The 18703-nt window shown below is 41.1% G+C and carries 15 protein-coding genes and 1 tRNA gene; 4 read left to right on the forward strand and 12 right to left on the reverse strand.

What is annotated here, in order from left to right; genetic code table 11:
- Nucleotides 1–80 precede the first annotated feature (80 nt).
- Nucleotides 81–875 (forward strand): TatD family hydrolase, encoded by a 795-nt coding sequence (locus DSM08_RS15255; RefSeq protein ID WP_149526955.1) that lies wholly within the window; start codon nucleotides 81–83, stop codon nucleotides 873–875.
- Nucleotides 876–881: 6 nt separating this feature from the next.
- A complete protein-coding gene (locus DSM08_RS15260) occupies nucleotides 882–1904 on the forward strand; it encodes an asparaginase (protein WP_149526956.1) in 1023 nt (340 codons plus the stop codon).
- On the opposite strand, the gene DSM08_RS15265 is transcribed toward DSM08_RS15260, so the two are convergent.
- From DSM08_RS15265 to DSM08_RS15310, 10 genes are all read right to left on the reverse strand, one after another.
- Nucleotides 1891–3192, reverse strand: a complete 1302-nt coding sequence (locus DSM08_RS15265; RefSeq protein ID WP_149526957.1) for a bifunctional folylpolyglutamate synthase/dihydrofolate synthase — start codon at nucleotides 3190–3192, stop codon at nucleotides 1891–1893. The genes DSM08_RS15260 and DSM08_RS15265 overlap by 14 nt on opposite strands.
- Nucleotides 3193–3207: 15 nt before the next feature.
- Nucleotides 3208–4029: an energy transducer TonB gene (locus DSM08_RS15270; protein ID WP_149526958.1), complete on the reverse strand. Its 822-nt coding sequence runs from the start codon at nucleotides 4027–4029 to the stop codon at nucleotides 3208–3210.
- 63 nt (nucleotides 4030–4092) lie between these two features.
- Nucleotides 4093–4500: an ExbD/TolR family protein gene (locus tag DSM08_RS15275; RefSeq protein WP_149526959.1), complete on the reverse strand. Its 408-nt coding sequence runs from the start codon at nucleotides 4498–4500 to the stop codon at nucleotides 4093–4095.
- Nucleotides 4501–4530: 30 nt separating this feature from the next.
- Nucleotides 4531–5229 (reverse strand): MotA/TolQ/ExbB proton channel family protein, encoded by a 699-nt coding sequence (locus DSM08_RS15280; protein WP_149526960.1) that lies wholly within the window; start codon nucleotides 5227–5229, stop codon nucleotides 4531–4533.
- A 33-nt stretch (nucleotides 5230–5262) separates the two neighbouring features.
- Nucleotides 5263–6327, reverse strand: a complete 1065-nt coding sequence (locus DSM08_RS15285) for an HU domain-containing protein (protein ID WP_149526961.1) — start codon at nucleotides 6325–6327, stop codon at nucleotides 5263–5265.
- Nucleotides 6328–6363: 36 nt separating this feature from the next.
- Nucleotides 6364–8037, reverse strand: a complete 1674-nt coding sequence (locus DSM08_RS15290; protein ID WP_246172294.1) for a TonB-dependent receptor — start codon at nucleotides 8035–8037, stop codon at nucleotides 6364–6366.
- A 66-nt stretch (nucleotides 8038–8103) separates the two neighbouring features.
- On the reverse strand, nucleotides 8104–11133 hold the full coding sequence (locus DSM08_RS15295) for a tetratricopeptide repeat protein (RefSeq protein ID WP_187773882.1): 3030 nt from the start codon (nucleotides 11131–11133) through the stop codon (nucleotides 8104–8106).
- Nucleotides 11134–11433: 300 nt separating this feature from the next.
- On the reverse strand, nucleotides 11434–12372 hold the full coding sequence (locus DSM08_RS15300; protein WP_149526963.1) for an aspartate carbamoyltransferase catalytic subunit: 939 nt from the start codon (nucleotides 12370–12372) through the stop codon (nucleotides 11434–11436).
- Between the two features lie 28 nt (nucleotides 12373–12400).
- On the reverse strand, nucleotides 12401–12946 hold the full coding sequence (pyrR, locus tag DSM08_RS15305) for a bifunctional pyr operon transcriptional regulator/uracil phosphoribosyltransferase PyrR (protein ID WP_149526964.1): 546 nt from the start codon (nucleotides 12944–12946) through the stop codon (nucleotides 12401–12403).
- A gap of 191 nt (nucleotides 12947–13137) precedes the next feature.
- Nucleotides 13138–16158 carry a glycosyltransferase family 117 protein gene (locus DSM08_RS15310; RefSeq protein WP_149526965.1) on the reverse strand — a complete coding sequence of 1007 codons (3021 nt, stop codon included), beginning with the start codon at nucleotides 16156–16158 and terminating at the stop codon, nucleotides 13138–13140.
- Nucleotides 16159–16416: 258 nt separating this feature from the next.
- Between DSM08_RS15310 and DSM08_RS15315 the strand changes: the two genes are divergently transcribed.
- Nucleotides 16417–16487: transfer RNA gene (locus tag DSM08_RS15315), tRNA-Gln, on the forward strand.
- 111 nt (nucleotides 16488–16598) lie between these two features.
- Here the strand turns inward: DSM08_RS15315 and DSM08_RS15320 are convergent.
- Nucleotides 16599–17561: an ISAon1 family transposase gene (locus DSM08_RS15320; RefSeq protein ID WP_456242926.1), complete on the reverse strand. Its 963-nt coding sequence runs from the start codon at nucleotides 17559–17561 to the stop codon at nucleotides 16599–16601.
- A 1-nt stretch (nucleotide 17562) separates the two neighbouring features.
- Entirely contained in the window at nucleotides 17563–17928 is a 366-nt protein-coding gene (locus DSM08_RS15325; RefSeq protein ID WP_149526966.1) for an ISAon1 family transposase N-terminal region protein, read from the reverse strand.
- A 61-nt stretch (nucleotides 17929–17989) separates the two neighbouring features.
- Between DSM08_RS15325 and DSM08_RS15330 the strand changes: the two genes are divergently transcribed.
- Nucleotides 17990–18676, forward strand: coding sequence for a carboxylesterase family protein (locus tag DSM08_RS15330; RefSeq protein WP_149526967.1), 687 nt, complete (start codon nucleotides 17990–17992; stop codon nucleotides 18674–18676).
- Nucleotides 18677–18703 lie beyond the last annotated feature (27 nt).

Raw genomic sequence — 18703 nt, forward strand, 5'->3', positions numbered from 1 at the left:
AAAAGCGGTTTTTATTTAAAAAACCGCTTTTTTTTATGCGTATAAGGTAGTTTAGCTGACAATATCTTAACTTAGGCCCCATGGATGGAAATAATGAAGCAAAACAGCTTATTTTAACCGACACACATACTCACATTTACTATCATCAAGGAACTGAAGTTTTAGCGCAGCAGATGCAACGTTGCCTCGCCAACGGCGTTAGTCGTTTGTTCCTGCCGAATGTGGAGGTGGAGTCTATTCCTCAAGTTATCAATACGACGATGGAATATCCAGAAAACTGTTTTGCTATGCTGGGATTGCATCCCTGCAGCGTGAAAGAGAATTACCTTGATGAGCTTGCGACGATTCGTGAGGCGATCAAGGAACACAAAATATATGCGATTGGCGAAATCGGTATTGACCTTTATTGGGATAAATCAACGTTTGCTATTCAGCAAGACGCTTTCGGGCAGCAGATTGACTGGGCTAAGGAATTAGGCTTACCAATCAGCATACATTGTCGAGAAGCATTCGACGAGGTCTTCGAAGTATTGGATAGCCATAAAGACGAGCGTCTGTTTGGCGTATTCCACTGCTTTACAGGAGACTTACAACAAGCAAACCGCGCAATTGAACTTGGCTTCAAATTAGGGATAGGTGGCGTCGTGACGTTTAAGAAGGCAGGCTTGGACCAGGTCTTGAAGAATGTTGCGCTAGAACACATTATCCTAGAAACAGATGCGCCCTATTTAGCTCCTGTTCCTTACCGCGGTAAAGAAAACGAGAGCAGCTATCTACTGCATGTTGCAGAAAAAGTCGCCGATATTTACGAGCGTCCATTGGCAGAGATTGCTGAAATCACAACACAGAATTCAAAAGATTTATTTAGTATATAATAATCCATGCATAATATCTTTATCATCTACACTGGGGGAACAATTGGTATGGTGAAAGACCCTGAATCGGGCACCTTTATTCCCTTCAATTTTGAGCTTATCGAGAAAAATCTTCCTGATTTAAGTCGCCTTAATTATAAGTTGACGGTGCATTCGTTCGAGCCTATTATCGACTCTTCCAATATGCGTCCTAGCATTTGGTTAGAAATGGCAGAGCTGATTAGAGATAATTATGAATTATATGATGGCTTTGTTATTCTGCACGGTTCGGACACGATGGCCTATTCGGCTTCGATGTTGAGCTTCTTGTTAGAAGGCTTGCAAAAACCGGTCGTTCTATCCGGATCGCAGCTACCGATTGGTGAAATCAGAACTGATGCTCGAGAGAACTTGATGACCGCTTTGGAAATCGCATCGGCAAAGAAGAACGGCCGCTCGATCATCCAAGAGGTTTGTATTCTGTTTGATAATAAGCTATTCCGTGGGAATCGATCTTTTAAATACAATTCGGATAAATTTGAGGCTTTTAGATCGCCAAACTATCCCGTACTAGCAGAAGCTGGAATCCACATTCGTTATAACGAAGAGGTGCTGCAGGATAATACCGGAAAAGAATTTATTAGCCACCATAAAATAGATGATCGCGTAGGCGTATTGAAGTTATTCCCAGGTATCAATAAGACGACAATCGAGGCTGTATTAAACTCGGATGTACGTAGTATTGTGATGGAGACCTTTGGGTCCGGCAATACGATGACCGATGAGTGGTTCTTGAATCTGTTGAAAAATGCCGTCGATAGCGGCAAGAATATCCTTGATATTTCTCAATGTAAAGTAGGGTCTGTAGAATTAGGCCGTTATGAGACTTCTCAAGGCCTTCAAAGCATTGGTATACTCAATGGCTATGACATGACTTTTGAAACCGCTGTAACCAAGTTAATGTATTTACAGGGCGAATTGGAAAGTCAGGAAGAAGTTGCCTACTGGGTGCAGCAAAGTATTCGTGGTGAGCTAACTAAAAATGATTAGTTAGCACATCAGCGACTACAAAGGTACTTCCACCTATAAATATCAATTCCTTTTCTTTTGATGCATCTTTAGCTGCGAGAAACGCTTCGGAGATACTAGCATAGCATTGGCCTTGCAAACCGAAGGTTGCTGCGAGCTCTTTTAGCTGATCTGCAGGCATGGCACGCGGCATATCCGGAGCGGCAAAGTAGTATATCGCATCTTTTGGTAGCTGCGGCAAGATATGGGATAAATCTTTATCCCGCATGGCACCAAATACGAAGTGAAGTTGCTCGTAGGATAGGGTTGCTAGGTTGGCTAGCACCTCTCGGATACCATCCTCATTATGTCCGGTATCACAGATAATCCAAGGATTAGTACTTAAAGTTTGCCATCTTCCACGAAGACCTGTAGACTCCTGCACATGACTCAATCCATAAGCAACCTGCTCTTCGGGCAGATTGAAACCCATCGCGCGAAGCTGATCGATAGCACATAATACACCTAAGATATTCTTTTGCTGATATCCTCCGGCAAGGTCAAGATGCCAAGCTTTCGTACTATTATCTTCTTTATTGTTTATGCTTAAATGTAGGCCATCTGCTTTTCTTTCCAGACCGTTGACCTGATAGTAATCATTGGCGAAATAAAGCAGAGCATTATTCTCCTTAGCCTTCTCGACAAATACATGCTGTATGGACTCTTGGCGTTCGGAGTTAACCACTGGCGTGTTAGGCTTAATAATACCAGCCTTCTCCCCTGCTATTTCTTCTAAGGTATCTCCCAAAATATTCATATGATCCATACCGATATTGGTAATCATACAAAGCTCTGGATTGATAATATTGGTACTATCCAGGCGGCCACCCAAACCTACCTCAATAATCGCTATATCAACTTTTTCATTCGCAAAGAAATCAAATGCCATTGCGACTGTTACCTCGAAGAATGAAGGTTTGATCTCTTCGATCAAATCGTTATGGTCATTGATAAAGTCTATCACCCTTTGCTCGGGTATCATTTGCCCATCGATACGAATTCGTTCTCTGAAGTCAACGAGATGTGGAGATGTGTATAGCCCCGTCTTATAACCTGAGGCAGCAAATACCGAAGCCATCATATGCGAAGTAGAACCCTTCCCATTTGTGCCGGCAATATGAATAGACTTAAATTGTTGATGAGGATTCCCTAGCGCCTCGCAGAATAGCAAGGTCTTATCTACATCGGGATTGATGGCAGAAGCGCCATCACGAGTAAACATAGGTAATCGAGCATATAGATACTCGATTACCTCTGCAAATGTTTTCATATAAATAATGAATTATTATCTAACTCTGAATCTGAAGGTAAGTAATCCAGTTTGAGAATTTGGAGCGTTTGGCAGCTCATTCAAACGCGCATTCTGTACGGCGTTTATACACTTCTGGATTAATCGATAATCGGCAATGGTAGTGCCCTTCGCTTGGCGCGCTCTAAGGATATTGCCTTTATTGTCTACAGTAAATTCGATCTTGACAACGCCCGTCTGCTGGCCATTATCTTCAATCTTTGGAGGGACAGTAAATCTTCTGTTTTCTAAAGAGAGCATCATATTACCAAATCCGGATCCGCCTTCACCGTAGTTGCTCGCCAATGGATCACCTAGATTAGAACCTTGGTTACCCGGCGTTGATCCTGTACCATCTCCTGTACCCTGAGCGTTATTCTTCTTGCCTTTGTACAAAGCATTTGGATTAACTGCAGGTGTTGCATTCTTCTTCTCCGCAGTAGTTTGCTCAGCCACAGCCTTTACAGGCTTCTCCGCTTTGTTTACAACAGGAGCATCTTCTACATCCTGCGTAGCAACAGCTTTGTCTGCTGTTTGTTGAGAAGGCGTCGGAATTGGAGTTGAGGTAGGATCTATTTTATCTGGACGGACATTGTTGGCATTTTCATCCATCGAAGGCTCATCGACACTCATGTAGTCATCGCCCATACCCTCCGGAGAAGTACCATAGTTTACAATAATCCCTCCCATCCCATATTCAGGAAGGTCTTGTGTAAATACAATGAAGAATCCGATAGCGAGAAGCCCCGCCATAACCAAAGACGATATCCCTAAAGCCTTCGGTAGATTATTTTCTTCTTGATACTGATTGTAATACATATCCTTAATGCTGTCCTTTTTCGACCCTTTTAAACTAGAAACGTTTAAATAGGTCGGGTTATTTTAGTCTTTCTTAGGTTCTGTCGCCAAAACCATCTTCACTTTAAGTCTGTTCGCGATATCCATAACAGAGATAACGTTCTGAATAGGCACAGTGCTATCCGCGTAAAGCATGATCGTTAATTCCTCACCGGTTGCCATACTTGATTGTATCATCTGTTCCAATGATTCTAACGGTACTGCTTGTTTATCGACGTGATATAATAGATCGCTTGTGATAGAGATGGTCATTGTTTTCTTCGCTACAGATTGCTCACCAGCACTTGACTTGGGTAAAAGCAATTTTACCACCTGCGGGTTAGATACTGCTGAAGCCAACAAGAAGAACAACATCAGGAAGAACATGATGTCATTCAGCGCTGCTGTATGTACTTCTGCAGAAGGTTTATTTCTTCTATTGCGTAAATTCATTTTTTGTCTTTCAAGGGTTTTCCAAAAGGATTACATACTTGGCTCATCCAATAGATCGATAAACTCGATAGCATCAGTCTCGATGCGAAGGATTAAGCGCTCCACCATCATGTTTAAAATGTGGTATCCAATATAAGCTAAGATACCGATTGTTAAACCTGATGCCGATGCAATCATTTTTACATAAAGACCTCCAGATACCGAGCCAATATCAATACCGCCCGCAATTTCAACATCACGGAAGATCTGGATTACCCCGAAGATCGTTCCTACGAAACCAAGCATCGGTGCAATACCTGCGATAATACCTAAGATATTGATGTTCTTTTCCAAACGAGATACTTCAAGTTTACCTTGGTTCTCGATAGCACCTTCGATATCCTTGATCGGACGACCAACACGAGTCAAACCTTTTTGCAACATGCGAGCTAATGCAGAGTTCGATGAGCGACATACTGCCATTGCTGCATCCAGTTTACCTGAAAGCACATTGCTCTTCACTTGTGCTAATAAGCCTCCTTCAGACTTTCCAGCCTTACTAATGGTGATGTAGCGTTCGAAGAAGATTACTAATCCTAAGAAGAATAGTAATATGATGGGAATCATGATCCATCCACCTTTCATCAATAGCTGAATTAGGTTTAAATCCTCCTGAGTAGCTAAGGCTACGGTTTGTTGTTGAACTTGATTTAAGGTATCAACGGTAATAGGGTTCTGTACTAATGACATAATTAAATAGTATGTATGCTGTTTTGATTGATTTTACTTATTTATAGGTCCCGACCATGCGTCAGAAACATATCTTTTCTGCACATAACGGAGTGCAGAGTCTGCTTGTTCTTTTGTTTCGTAAGAATCCCAAATAACCTTTTTAAGGTTTTTAGCCAACTTACTTGGAATTACCCGAACAGAAGTAATCCCTGCTTTATTAAAAGATTCCGCTTGCTCATAAGCTTGCGCCAAAGTTCGATGTGAACCAATTACGACTTGATAATTATGATTTGCCGGAATTAATGGTTTATTATCTGTAGGAACAGTACGCTGTGTTGTATCAACAACAGTCGTATCTGCAACTTGATTCAATGTGTCCAAACTCTGGGTTACTGCAGTATCAATATCCGTTACAGGAGCATTCGCTATTGTATCAGTAGATGGCGCCTCTGCTGTTGTTTGTCCCGCACGATTGAGATAGAACAAGCTTCCAATAATTGCTAATGCGACTATTGCGGCAACCATATACCAAGCAGTCTTATTCGAGGATTTCACTTCCGGCTCGACAAGAGTTGCTTGTTCCTCGGCTTGTATTGGCTCTTCAACAATTGGAGCTTCCACCTCCGGTACTACTGCTTCTACAGGCTCTTCTTCTACTAGTTCTTCTTCGCGGATCGGTTCTTCAACCACTATTTCCGCAGCGATAGGAACTTCAGCAACTTCCTCTTGTACACCTTCTACCGGTTGCAAATGGAATCCTGAAAGATCTTCGGCCTTGAAGACTAAAGAATTCCCATGCTTGATGAATTGACCTAAATGATTCAAAACACCTACGCCATGATCCTTTATTTCTTCAAGCAGCTGAATAACCTGTTCTTCTACCTTTTGCTCTGCCTCAGTCCTTGATAGTTGAAGCGATTGCTGAACATAGTCTGCAAAATCAACACCCTCATTAGACTTTGCATCAAACTCCAAGTAAGTAACGGGCGGAAGATACATTGCTCTCCTCTCGTCATAGACCGAAGAGGTATGAATACGCTTAAAGGTACCTAAGCCCTTCACATAGACTTCGTTCCTGCGTTTTAAAAGTTGATGAATGTATTTTCCTAAATCCATTATTGCACTAAAGCTGCAAAGTTAAAGTTTGTCTGCTTAAAACGAAAAATTAATACCGCCTAATATATTAAATCCTAGCTTCGGATAGTATAAGTAGCGAGAGTATTCTGTATTGAATATGTTATTTGCTTTCACAAAAATACCCAATTGTTTAGTCGCTTTATATTCTGCACCGGCACTTAAATCAAAGAACGATGGAATCGAAGTCTTCGAGTAAGTCGCTGATGGTGAAGTCACGTTCGTAGCCTGGTCTGTTGTATAAGTATATTCACGAGCAGTAGCATTTCCATGGAAGAGCGCTTCAGCATCGATGTATAATTTCTCCGAAATATTAAATCGAGCATTAGCAGCTAATCGCATTTTTGGCAAATGCCAAGCTTCTTCTTGGGATACAGTCGTGTAGTTATCAATATTCAAGCGACCTCCTAAATTAACCAATTCTGATAAACGAACGTTGATCTCTCCTTCGATTCCTACATGTTTCAATGCCTTATCGCCATCACCATCATATACTAAGTCAAATTGGAACGGACGATCCACATTGTTAACAAACATTGGTAATCCTTCGATCTGTCTGTAGAATGCTTTTACCTTATACCCAAATGTAGCTCCCGCATTTCCTTTGATACCACCATAGATATTCATACGTTCTACCGTATTCATGATGTTTGGAGTCAATCCTAAATATGGATTAGTTTTCGTGAAGCTACGGAATGATCCTTTCTCCACACCACCTTTCACACCACCGAAGATATAGAAATAGCCCGGCACAAGCGAGAAGTCTATCTCGGCAACTGGGAAAATATTAAATCTTGAACTATCTCCAAATTCTGATACGATATTTGCTCCTAAGGTAATATTGTAGTTATCCCCTTTGAATTTGATATAAGGATTCGCATTGACAAGCGAGTTGTTCAAATTACCATCAGGTGTATTCACACCGCCGATGCTATTGAAATCTAAGGCCACATTAGCACCGATATTGAAAGTACGAAGGCGTTTATTTAAGTAACCTGAAAGGGCAATCGAATTCTCTTTACCTTCAAACTTATCTCTATAGGTATAAGCATCCGCTTTAACAGAGTAGCTTAATGCATCTTCATTAGCCGGGTCAAAGTTGCTTGTCAACTCTCCTGAGAAGTAGATATCATTAAAGCGTTGTGCTTCGCGTGTTGGATTAAGATTATTATTATCAACATCCATTGGGATTCCGTAAAAACGAGTTCCAAAACCGTTGTAACCAATCAATCCATTCACAGTAAACATAGGGAATATACGGCGACCGAAAACACCAACCTCTTGTCTTGAGAACTTCTGATCGTCTAAATTACCCTTTTGGTTCAGGTGTTTTACAAAACCTCCAAAACGGATATCCTCATAATCTTCCACCGCGAAATAAGCCTCGCCAAGGATAGTACCTAGATTACCCACGCCCAACTTCACATAGTTACTGCTATGATCTACAATTCTAGAAAAAGGAGTTTCCATAATTTTCAACTCACTTAATCCTGTATTGATATCTAATTTCTTATCCGGAACATTGCCATAATTCAACTTCGGCATATATTCACGTTTGTTTGCCATATCAGGGCTACGACGAATCTTCACCGCATCAGCAAGAATAGGACGATAGTCACGAACAATATCAAATGAATCCAAGGTTACTGGGCGATTCGTGGTGTCACGCTGCGCATATGCTTGTGATCCCATGGCCAATAACAGGGCTAGTAGTCCAGACTGTTTTACTATAGTATTCAACTTCATCTTTTCCTATTCTTATTTAATTGTTGCTAATAGTTTCTTTGCTTCATCCAACACACCATCCGTTGTGTTTTCGTAGTTATCAATAATACTTTCTAGGGTCGACTTCGCTTGGAATTTATCGTCTTTGCCAATATAAGCCTTGGCCATCAAGATAAATCCTTTAGCAACCCAGTAATCGTATGATGAGAAAGAATCTGAAATATCCATTGCCGACTTGATCGCACCGTCGTAGTTCTTGTTCTTCACTTGTTGTTCAGCAACAAGATAACGTGCTTCCGCGCCAGTTTCTGTCTTCGATTTTAAAGCAGCAAGATTAAGCTCCTTCATACCCTCCGAGCCTTTGCTCGTAGATAGATAAGCTTTCGCTGCATACAAATGCGCTTTGGCGATATCCTCTTCCGAAGCTTTCTCATACTTCTTGATGATATTCGCATAAGTTAAGGTCTCTGTATAATCGCCGATATTGAAATAACTAACCAGCAAGTTGTTCACTGCCCAGCCATAATTCTCTTTATATTCTGACGTCAGCTCTAACTTCTTCAATACTTGAACAGCTTCATTGTAAGCTTTATTGCGTAGGTGCAACTTCGCAACAGACACCAACGTGCGCTCCGTATAAGCCGAGGTCCAGTCGTTCATAATGATGTTGAAGTCATGCATCGCTTCCTTATCTTTCCCTAAAGCAGCATTGGACTCCGCGCGTAAGAAACGAGCATGTTTCTCCTGAATAGGCTTAGGGAACTTATCGAAATAAGCATTTACCGCCTCAACAGTCGCTTGGTGGTTTCCACGGTCAAATAATGTACGTGCTACGGAGAATGCATGGGCATCCTGCTCCGCAGTACTTAAGTCACCAATATTTGTGCTAGTCGCATAACGGATATATCCCGATGCATCACCTTTATCCAAATAAATATTCTCGATAGATGCCAATGCTTGTTTCGCCTCATCGGTTGTTGGATATTGATTAACAACGCGCTGGAATGTCGCTAGCGCGGCATCGTTATCATCTTTATTGTACTGCACCAAACCGATTGTCGTCAGTGCTCTTGGCACATATGAACTTCTTGGGTATTGCTCCACCATCTTCTGAAGACCGGTGATAGCAAGATCATGTTGACCCATCAAGAAATACGTATATGGCACTTCGAACGCCACATCATCCGCATAATTTGATTTCGGGTATTTCGACATCACCGAATTCAAGGTCTCGATCTTCCCTTGGTTGTTTCCTTGAAGGCCTAACAAGATACCTTTTTGGAATAAAGCGTAGTCCTGACTCTGTGCTCCTGAAGCAATTAAACGGTCATAATAATTCGCTGCCTTGCTGTAGTTTTTGATCGCCAAGTAGGAGTCAGCCGCACGTGCCATCGCATCGTTTCTAGTATTCAAATCGATGCCATCTTTACCACCACCTGATAAGAAACGTTCGAAATAGTTTGCCGCTGTGCTGTAGTTATCCGCACGGAAAGCCGCATATGCTAAAGCATAGTTTGCATAGTTGTAAACATCAGTCTTACGAGCCGCCGGCAATTGTAAGAACTTATTGAAGTTTGCAACCGCTTCTTTATACTTACGAACTTCATACATTGCTTCTGCTTTCCAATAGGTTGCTAACGCATAAATCTCCTCGTCGTGGCGACTCGCCTCAGAGCGCATGAACATGGAAATTGCGTTCTCAAATGCACGTTCGTTATAATATTCTAAACCGCGATAGTAAGTCACCTTTTGGTATGCTGCATTCGCCTCCTTACTTCTTCTGTCAAGGTCTTCTAAAACGTCGACCGCCGCACGGTAGTTTTTCGTGCTTAACAACACCTCCGCTAAAAGCGTCTTCGCCTCTTCATTACGCTTCGATCTTGGATATGTTTTGATATATTCCTGAACCGCATCCAATGCCACTTGGTGGAATTCCAAATCATACGAAAGCTTCGCATAGTTGAATAAACCTTCTTCTTTTAATTGCGGATCGAAATCCAATTTCGAAGCACGGAAGAATGCATTTCTAGCGCTTTGCTTATTGCCGGTTTTCAAGAATGAATCACCAAGCGTAATCATCGCACTTTGGAAGTACGCATCCGGCTCTTCCAATTTCTCTAACTCTTGAATTGCTTTTTCGTAGTTACCTAACTTATAATTGATATAACCAATTTGGTAGCTATCTTGATTATTCTGCGTTTTACCTTGATCCTGCGCTTGGAATTTATCGTAGTATTCTTTCGACTTTACTAAATCACCTTTGATAAAGTAGGTCGCCGCAACAATACGGAACATCTCAGTTTCGCTCTCTTGCTTCGTACTTTGCAACTTAGGAAGCGCATAAGCCAAAACATCATCATAGCGCTTATCTAAGAAATACAACGCTGTGATATAATATGGGTAAGAATTTTCGTATGTTTTTGAACCTTCTAAGCGTTCAAATTCATTTAACGCCGTCTTGTATTCCTGGTCTAAGTAGCTTAAGTAAGCATAGTAATAGATCGATGCTTCTTGATATTGCCCTGATTTATCTTTCAACTCAGTGAAAACCGGCTTCGAAGCCTCATAATCACCAGTCATAAATTTAGCGTAGGCAAGCTTAAAACGGTACTCCGTATTCTCTGCTCCCGCTAAGTTTTTGCTATCGATCTTTTCAAACCATTCAATGGCTTTCGCGTAATCTTGCTTCGCGTAGTATGATTTACCGATTTGGAAATAGGCCGCCTTCGAGTTTGCCGAAGCCGGATAGTCGCGAATGTATTTTAAGAACCTGTTTTCAGCATCCGATTCACCAAGCTCTAAAGCGCAAACCGCTTGAAAGAAACGAACGTTCTCTTTCAATAAACTTAACTCTTCGGTTTCATCCAATTGCAAGGTAGACTTCGTTCTGATTTCCTCTACTTTATCAAACTGCTTTGCCGCTGAACTGTATTTCCCGCGCTCATAAAGCTCTAAGCCCTCTTTATATGCCTTATTCACCTCCTGCCAAGCTGAATGCTGCGCGAATACAGGTGTACTCAATAAGGTCAAAGCCACACCTACCTGGTAAATTTTTTTATACATACGATCGATTACTCCTTTTTTATATGCTTTCCAATTATAAAAACATGTGTCAAAAACCTTCGCTTTGTGATACAATATCTTCAACCTACGAAATTAAAAGATAACTTCAATGTTTTCCTCAAAAGTTGTTAACACCTGTTAATAACCGCACTATTTTAACAATGTTTAACATTATCAATATCTCAAAAATATAACAATAGAATGTTAGGCATTTATGAACCTTTTATGATATATTCTCCAACGGCAAAGGGCTGCCTAAACAGACAGCCCTTTCCTATATTTTTAACTAATGCGATTCGATCAGCTTCCTCTTTGTCCAGCTAACAAATACAGCACCGCCATACGCACGGCTACTCCATTTTCCACCTGATCCAGGATAATGGAATGACTACTGTCGGCTACATCCGAAGTAATCTCCACCCCTCTGTTAATAGGTCCTGGGTGCATGATGACAATCTCTTTATCTAGTGAGTCTAAAATCTCTTTATTCAAACCATACAACATCGAATATTCGCGAAGAGATGGGAAATAAGCGATATCCTGACGCTCCAGTTGTATGCGAAGCATATTTGCCACATCACACCAGTTTAAAGCTTTTATCAGATCATGCTCAACTTTCACGCCCAATGAACGGATATATTTTGGAATTAATGTCGTCGGTCCACAAACCATCACCTCCGCACCTTGCTTTTGCAAACATAGAATATTGGACAGGGCTACACGCGAGTGAAGAATATCGCCAATAATCGCAACTTTCTTTCCAGCCACATCGCCTAGGCGTTCGCGAATCGAGAAAGAATCTAAGAGAGCCTGTGTTGGGTGCTCATGGGCGCCGTCACCAGCATTCACAATCTGCGCATCCACGTGACGGCTCAAGAAAACTCCAGCTCCTGCATACGGATGGCGCATCACGATCATATCCACCTTCATCGCCAGGATATTGTTGACCGTATCGATCAAGGTCTCACCCTTACTTACCGATGATGATGATGCCGCGAAATTGATGATATCTGCAGAAAGTCGCTTTTCTGCTAATTCGAATGATAATCGCGTACGCGTCGAGTTTTCAAAGAATACATTCGCGATGGTAATATCTCTCAAAGAAGGCACCTTTTTAATCGGGCGGTTCAATACATCTTTGAAATTTGCAGCCGTATCCAAGATCAATTGGATGTCGTTGCTATTTAAATCCTTGATACCTAACAGATGGCGGGTACTAAGTTGTTCGGATGTTGACATTTGTTAAATGTTAAACAATAAAAAATCACTATTTCTTCTCGGTGATCAGCACAATGCTATCGCTGTCATCTACTTCTTTCCAGCTTACGATCACTTTCTGCGAGTCGATTGAATCGACCTGAATACCGATGTAATCCGGTTGGATAGGAATTTGTCTGGAGAATCGACGATCCACCAAAACCATCAATTCAATGCGCTTTGCTCTACCGAATGCTTGGATAGCATCCATTGCAGATCGGATGGTACGTCCAGTCCAAAGCACATCATCCACAAAGATGACATCCTTGTCGTCTACAATAAAATCAATATGCGTACTGTTCGCTAATAATGGCGATTGACCTTTCATACGGAAATCATCACGATAAAAAGTTATATCCAAAATACCGAGCGGTACTTCGACTCCAGTCATCTCCTTAATCTCCTGTATCAAACGCTCCGCCAGGTAAGTCCCGCGGGGTTGAATACCAATGATTACGGCATTACTGAAATCCCCATGATTTTCAATTAATTGTTGAGACAATCGCTTGAGCGTAATCTGAAACTTGGGTCCATCTAATAATATCGATTGTTTCATTTATGGATTTATTTAGGCAAACTTAAGGGATTTTTTCCAAAAATCGTAATCATCAGGCCCCAACTTAGCACATAAAAACTTTCGTGGCTCCATTGAAACAGCAACTTGGACGAAAGTTTATGATGGCCTCTGAAAACAAACAATTCATAAAAAAAAGCAGCTTAAAATCTAAGCTGCTTTTTATCAAATATTTAATTCCCTTCGAATAGAGGTCGGTAAACTTCGAAAATCTTGTTTACCTCATCCAGCAATTCTTTCTGGTTTGCTTCTGTTAAAACACGTTGATAGTTTTGGATTGAAGCCAAGCCGAAACGCATATTCCTATATTCTAGGTTAGGCTTCTTCTCTGCAATCGCCGTATAGTATGCCATATTCTCGCGTAAATACTGCAGATTACGTTTTGTAATCTCATTGGCTTTATCCTTCTCTCCTACCTTATACATCGCGTCGATTAAGCTCGCATAGCTAAATACCTCAGCCATCTGATAAACACGCTTAGGCATATTTTCGTAAGCATTGTTCACTAATTTCTTCGCCTCCGTTGTCTTGCCCATCGCTAATAAGTTCTGTGCTGTTTCGCCAAATAATGAACCCACGTACATAGAAATATAGCGATACGAATCTGGATCTAAGTATTTAGAGTTAGCAATATTGCCCCACTGGAACTTATTCACAATATTATTATAAGTACCTTCCACATCCGAGATAGGCTCATTGTTGCTTGCTGAGTCAGCAGCCAAGGCAACCGGCATCAAACGCAAAGCAAAACCTTCAGAAACCATATACTTGTTCAAGCCGATCATGTTCTCATCTGGCGTAGTCGTCGTGAAATAGATAGGACGCTTCCAGTTATTATTCGCTAAGATCGAAAGCAATGATAATTCCGCACGGCTAACAATGTTCATACTGTAATTCCATTTCATGGTATCAACGATAGCGTCTTCCCACTCTTTAGGAACAACCTTATTCGCAATAACCGCAGCTTTATCTACCGTATACTGCATTTTCTTCGTTGGCAATACGTTTGCATATTCACCACTTTGCAATTGCACCATGTTCTGTTGGTTGTCCGACAACATGATATCTAACAAAGTCTTGATTTCGATATTTTCAGGAACGTTGAAGTCATTATAATAGATGACATCGCGGACCCCATCTTTAATTTTCTCTGGATCGATGTTGATTGGCAATGCATCAGCCTCATTCACTTTATGCATCATTTGCTTCATGTACCAATCTGCGCTTAATAAACTCAAATTTACTACACGCACGTCTGGACGGAAGTTTTCGACCTCCTGTACATACCATAATGGATATGTATCATTATCCCCATAACTGAACAAGATGGCATTCGGTGCACATGACTCCAAATAGTTCTTCGCCATATCACGAGCCAAGAATTTCTCGGAACGATCATGATCGTCCCAGTTCTGACTTGCCAGCAATACTGGTCCCGCTAAGAACGAAACTGCAGTAGCACCGATCGCCGCATTCTTCGCATTGATCTTCCCGCTTAGTTTCTCTGCAATCCATATCACCCCCAGACCGATCCAAATACTAAAGGCATAGAAGGAACCTACATATGCATAATCACGCTCGCGCGGCTGCATAGGCGTCTGATTCAAATATAATACGATCGCCAAACCTGTAAAGAAGAACAATAAAGCGACAACCGCAGCATCGCGATTCTGCTTCTTAAACTGCCATAAAGCTCCTAAAACTCCCAATATCAAAGGCAAGAAGAAATAGGTATTGCGACCTGCATTCTCTTTCTCGCTGGTAGGCAATACATCCTGACCACCTAATCGAATATTATCTAAAGGTTTGATTCCCGAAATCCAGTTGCCTTCGGTAAATGATCCATGCCCCTGCTGATCGTTTTGGCGACCTACAAAGTTCCACATGAAATAACGGCTATACATATGCCCGATCTGATAAGTAAAGAAGAAGTTCAGGTTATTGCCCATCGAAGGCTTATCCCCCGCTCCCATGCTTAACCAATCACGATAAAATCCTTCATGCTTATCCGAGTAAACACGAGGGAATAACGTCGTATGATCAAACGTATAATCGTATTTCTTTTTAGCAACTACATATTTATTACCATCCTTACGATAAACATTTCCCGTTTCAAAAATGTCCGTAGGTTTCGCATCGAAGTAACGACCGCTCAATAAAGGTTCATCCCCATATTGCTCACGGTTCAAATAGCTTAAGAATGTAAAAGCATTGTCCGGGTCAGAGTTGTTCAAAGTTGGGTTTGCCTTCGCACGGATCAAGATCATCGAGAATGAACTATAACCGAAGATAATGAAAGAAACACTCAACAAGGCTATATTTAGGATTGGCTTCACATGTTTGATCGAATACCACAACCCGAATAACAGTCCGCCAACAACTAATAATGCAAAGAAAGTAACACCTGTTCCGAAGCCTAACCCTAATGTATTCACAAAGAATAAATCAGTATAAGCAGCAAACTTGATCAAGTATTGGATGATACCCCACAATACCAAACCTAAAACCACAACCCCGATAGCCAATGCTTTTAAAACACCGGCTGAAGTCACGGTTTGCGCTCTACGGAAATAAACAACTAAAGCAATCGCCGGAATAACCAATAAGTTCAATAAGTGGACTCCAATGGATAATCCCATTACATAGGCGATCAACAGTAACCATTTATCGGAACCAGGCTCGTCTGCACGAACCTCCCATTTCAATATTGCCCAGAATACCACCGCCGTACATAAAGACGACATCGCATAAACCTCTGATTCTACTGCCGAAAACCAAAATGTGTCGGTAAATGTGTAAGCTAAAGCACCTACAACACCAGCACCCATAATGTTGATTAAGGCCGTTTGAGAAACCTCTGCCGTGCGGGAAAACTTCACATAAGCCTTGCGAGCTAATGCAGTAATCGTCCAGAACAAGAACAAAATCGTCATACCGCTACATACCGCAGAACCTATATTCATCCAATAAGCTATCTGTGTTCTATCGCCCATCGCTAGGTTCGAGAACACGTTCTGGATCATTAAGAATAATGGAGCTCCCGGTTGGTGAACAATTTGCATCTTGTAAGCAGATGCAATAAACTCACCCGTATCCCACCAACTCGTGGTCTTCTCTGCCGTTAAAACATAAACCAAGGTTGCTATTATACCACAGGCCCATCCCAACAGATTATTCAGTTTCGTATAATTCATACTAAATGATAAGGTTTTCAAAAATCTGCTTCGAAAATAAGGATTCCTGAGTACATTCAAACAAATAGTTTCGCTTTTTACAAGCAGATTTTCACGATTCCCCTTAACAGAACGCCTAGAGCAAGATTCTCCAAAAAAATATTACACTGAAAATCAGTATATTTAATAATAAACGTCATTTTTTATTTGCAGAATCGAAAAGTCGACGTATATTTGCATCGTCAAAAGGGAACAAAACCAGATGACAAACTGAAAGATTGCCCAATAGTATAATGGTAGTACGACGGTTTTTGGTGCCGTTTGTCTTGGTTCGAATCCAGGTTGGGCAACTCTCCAAAATAGAAGGACTGAAGAAATTCAGTCCTTTTTTATACCCTTTTTTCAATACGAAATTGATTAATCGGATCAGTTTCAAAAGGATCAGTTTCAAAACCTGTGGACTACGCAAATAATTTGGTCAATCTGAACAGGAAGAAATTGATGTCACCTACACCTCTAAACTGACTTCTGAAAGCTTTTATCTTTGCATTGAAAGATTCTGCTGAAGCATTTGTACTCTTGTTGTCGAAGTAGTTCAATATTTTTTTGTGATGGATATTTATGGTTCTGGAGACGGTGTTGAATGACTTGAAGCCAGCCTGTTCCACTTTATCCGCCCATTTTGCCAACCTTGTAAAGGCGTAGATCTTATCTATGGTGGTGTTGAATATCCAAGAGAGTTCTTGGGATAGCCTGTACGCCTTTTCAATATCAGGATATCGCTCAAAGAGTACAGCAGCCCTTTCTCTTTGCTCGTAAGTCCATTTATGTTCACTTTTATAAAGCAGGTATCGGCTTCTTGCAAGTAACTGTTTGATGGTTTCACTGTTGGATAGGACTTCCGGAAAATAGGTTTCCTTATTCTTTCGTGCTTGGTCAATTGCCTGATTTTCATCGTCAATGGCCTGCCAGCGGTGCTTTATCCTTATTTCCTGAAGCGCTTCGGTAGCAAGTTGCTGAACATGGAAACGGTCTATTACCTGAACAGCATTGGGAAAGCATCTTTTGGCTATCAATCCCATATTACCGGCTAGATCAAGCGTTATCTCTTGAACTTTATTTCGTAATCTCTGTGGGATCTTTTGAAGGATCGGGATAATGTTCTCTGATTTTGTCCCGTTCAGTATGGCTACAATAGTCCCTTTTTTGCCCCGTGCTTCTTTATTGGTGACAACGGTATAGAGCTCGCCATGGGATAGGCAGGTCTCGTCAATAGAAAGATGGCCGCTGACATTCTGTGGGAAGATCAATCCATCTCGCGCATTTTCGCGATGCTCCCAATCCTGGAAACCGCTCAGTTTATTGCGGTAGTATCTCCTTAGTTTACTGGCTGATATCCCATAGAATGAACTGATGGTCTGAATGCTATGAGCCTGGTTGTCCGCTGATACCTTTTAAAAAAGCTGCGAAATCCTGTGTGATGCGCGTCCCTTTGGCTACTAGTTCCCAATTTCTGTAGACTACTTTATCGGTATCCTGATTGAGCCACCTGCGGCGCTTGACATGAAGATAGACCTGCATGCCACGGATAGGAAAATCTTGAAGGGTAACGGGTTCGAAAAACCCCTTGGAAATCAACTTCTGGCCTTGATATTCTTCAGGTCTATTATTGAGTTCCTCCAGAAAGATATCCAGTCTTTTTTCTTCTTTGGAATAGTGGGTCATCTCAAAATAATCGGAAACTCCTTCGGGAATAATTAAGGGCATTAACGCGTTGAAAGATTCGTGCATCTGTATAAATATCAAAACACAAATATCTAATTATTTTTTATCCCCTCCACAACTTTTGTACATGACCCAGGATTTTAAGAAAGGTATATTTACAATTGAAACGGATACAATCCCCTATCGATTCTTAGAACCTAAAGAAACATTCCTAAAGAAGAGATATCCATTGGTGATCGCCTTCCATAATTCCTCGAGGATTGGCAATGACAATGAAAAACAATTGGAGCACTTAACAAAAACGTGGTTAAAACCTGACATAAGAGCTACATATCCTTGCTATGTTCTCGCTCCTCAATTCAATGAACGATCTTCAAATTATTCAAAATCGGAAGAAGGCTTTTTGGAATCCCGTCCGAGCCAGCAGGCCAAACTGGTGTTGAGTTTAATAAAAGAATTGCAAAAACGTTATCCAAACATAGATGACAACAAAATCTATCTAATTGGATATTCTATGGGAGCATCTACTGCACAAAATCTAATGGCCATGGCTCCGAAAGAATTTAGAGCCCTAGTTTCCATTGCTGCAGTTCCTGATTTGAGTAATTTAAACGCTTTTAAAAGAAAACCCACCTTACTAATTCATGGGCAAATGGATTTAGAAAATCCTTACGAAGGAAGTGTAGCGCAATTTGAAAGATTAAAAGGTAATAAAAGATTAATCTTGAAAACCTATGATTACCTCAATCATGCTACCATAACCATTCCTTTTTTATCGGGGGATGAAATTCCTAAATGGTTGTTTAAGCATTAAACATCAGTATTCTCTAATCGTACCTGC

Origin of the sequence: Sphingobacterium hotanense (assembly GCF_008274825.1) — a bacterium.
In the GTDB taxonomy this organism is placed as follows: domain Bacteria; phylum Bacteroidota; class Bacteroidia; order Sphingobacteriales; family Sphingobacteriaceae; genus Sphingobacterium; species Sphingobacterium hotanense.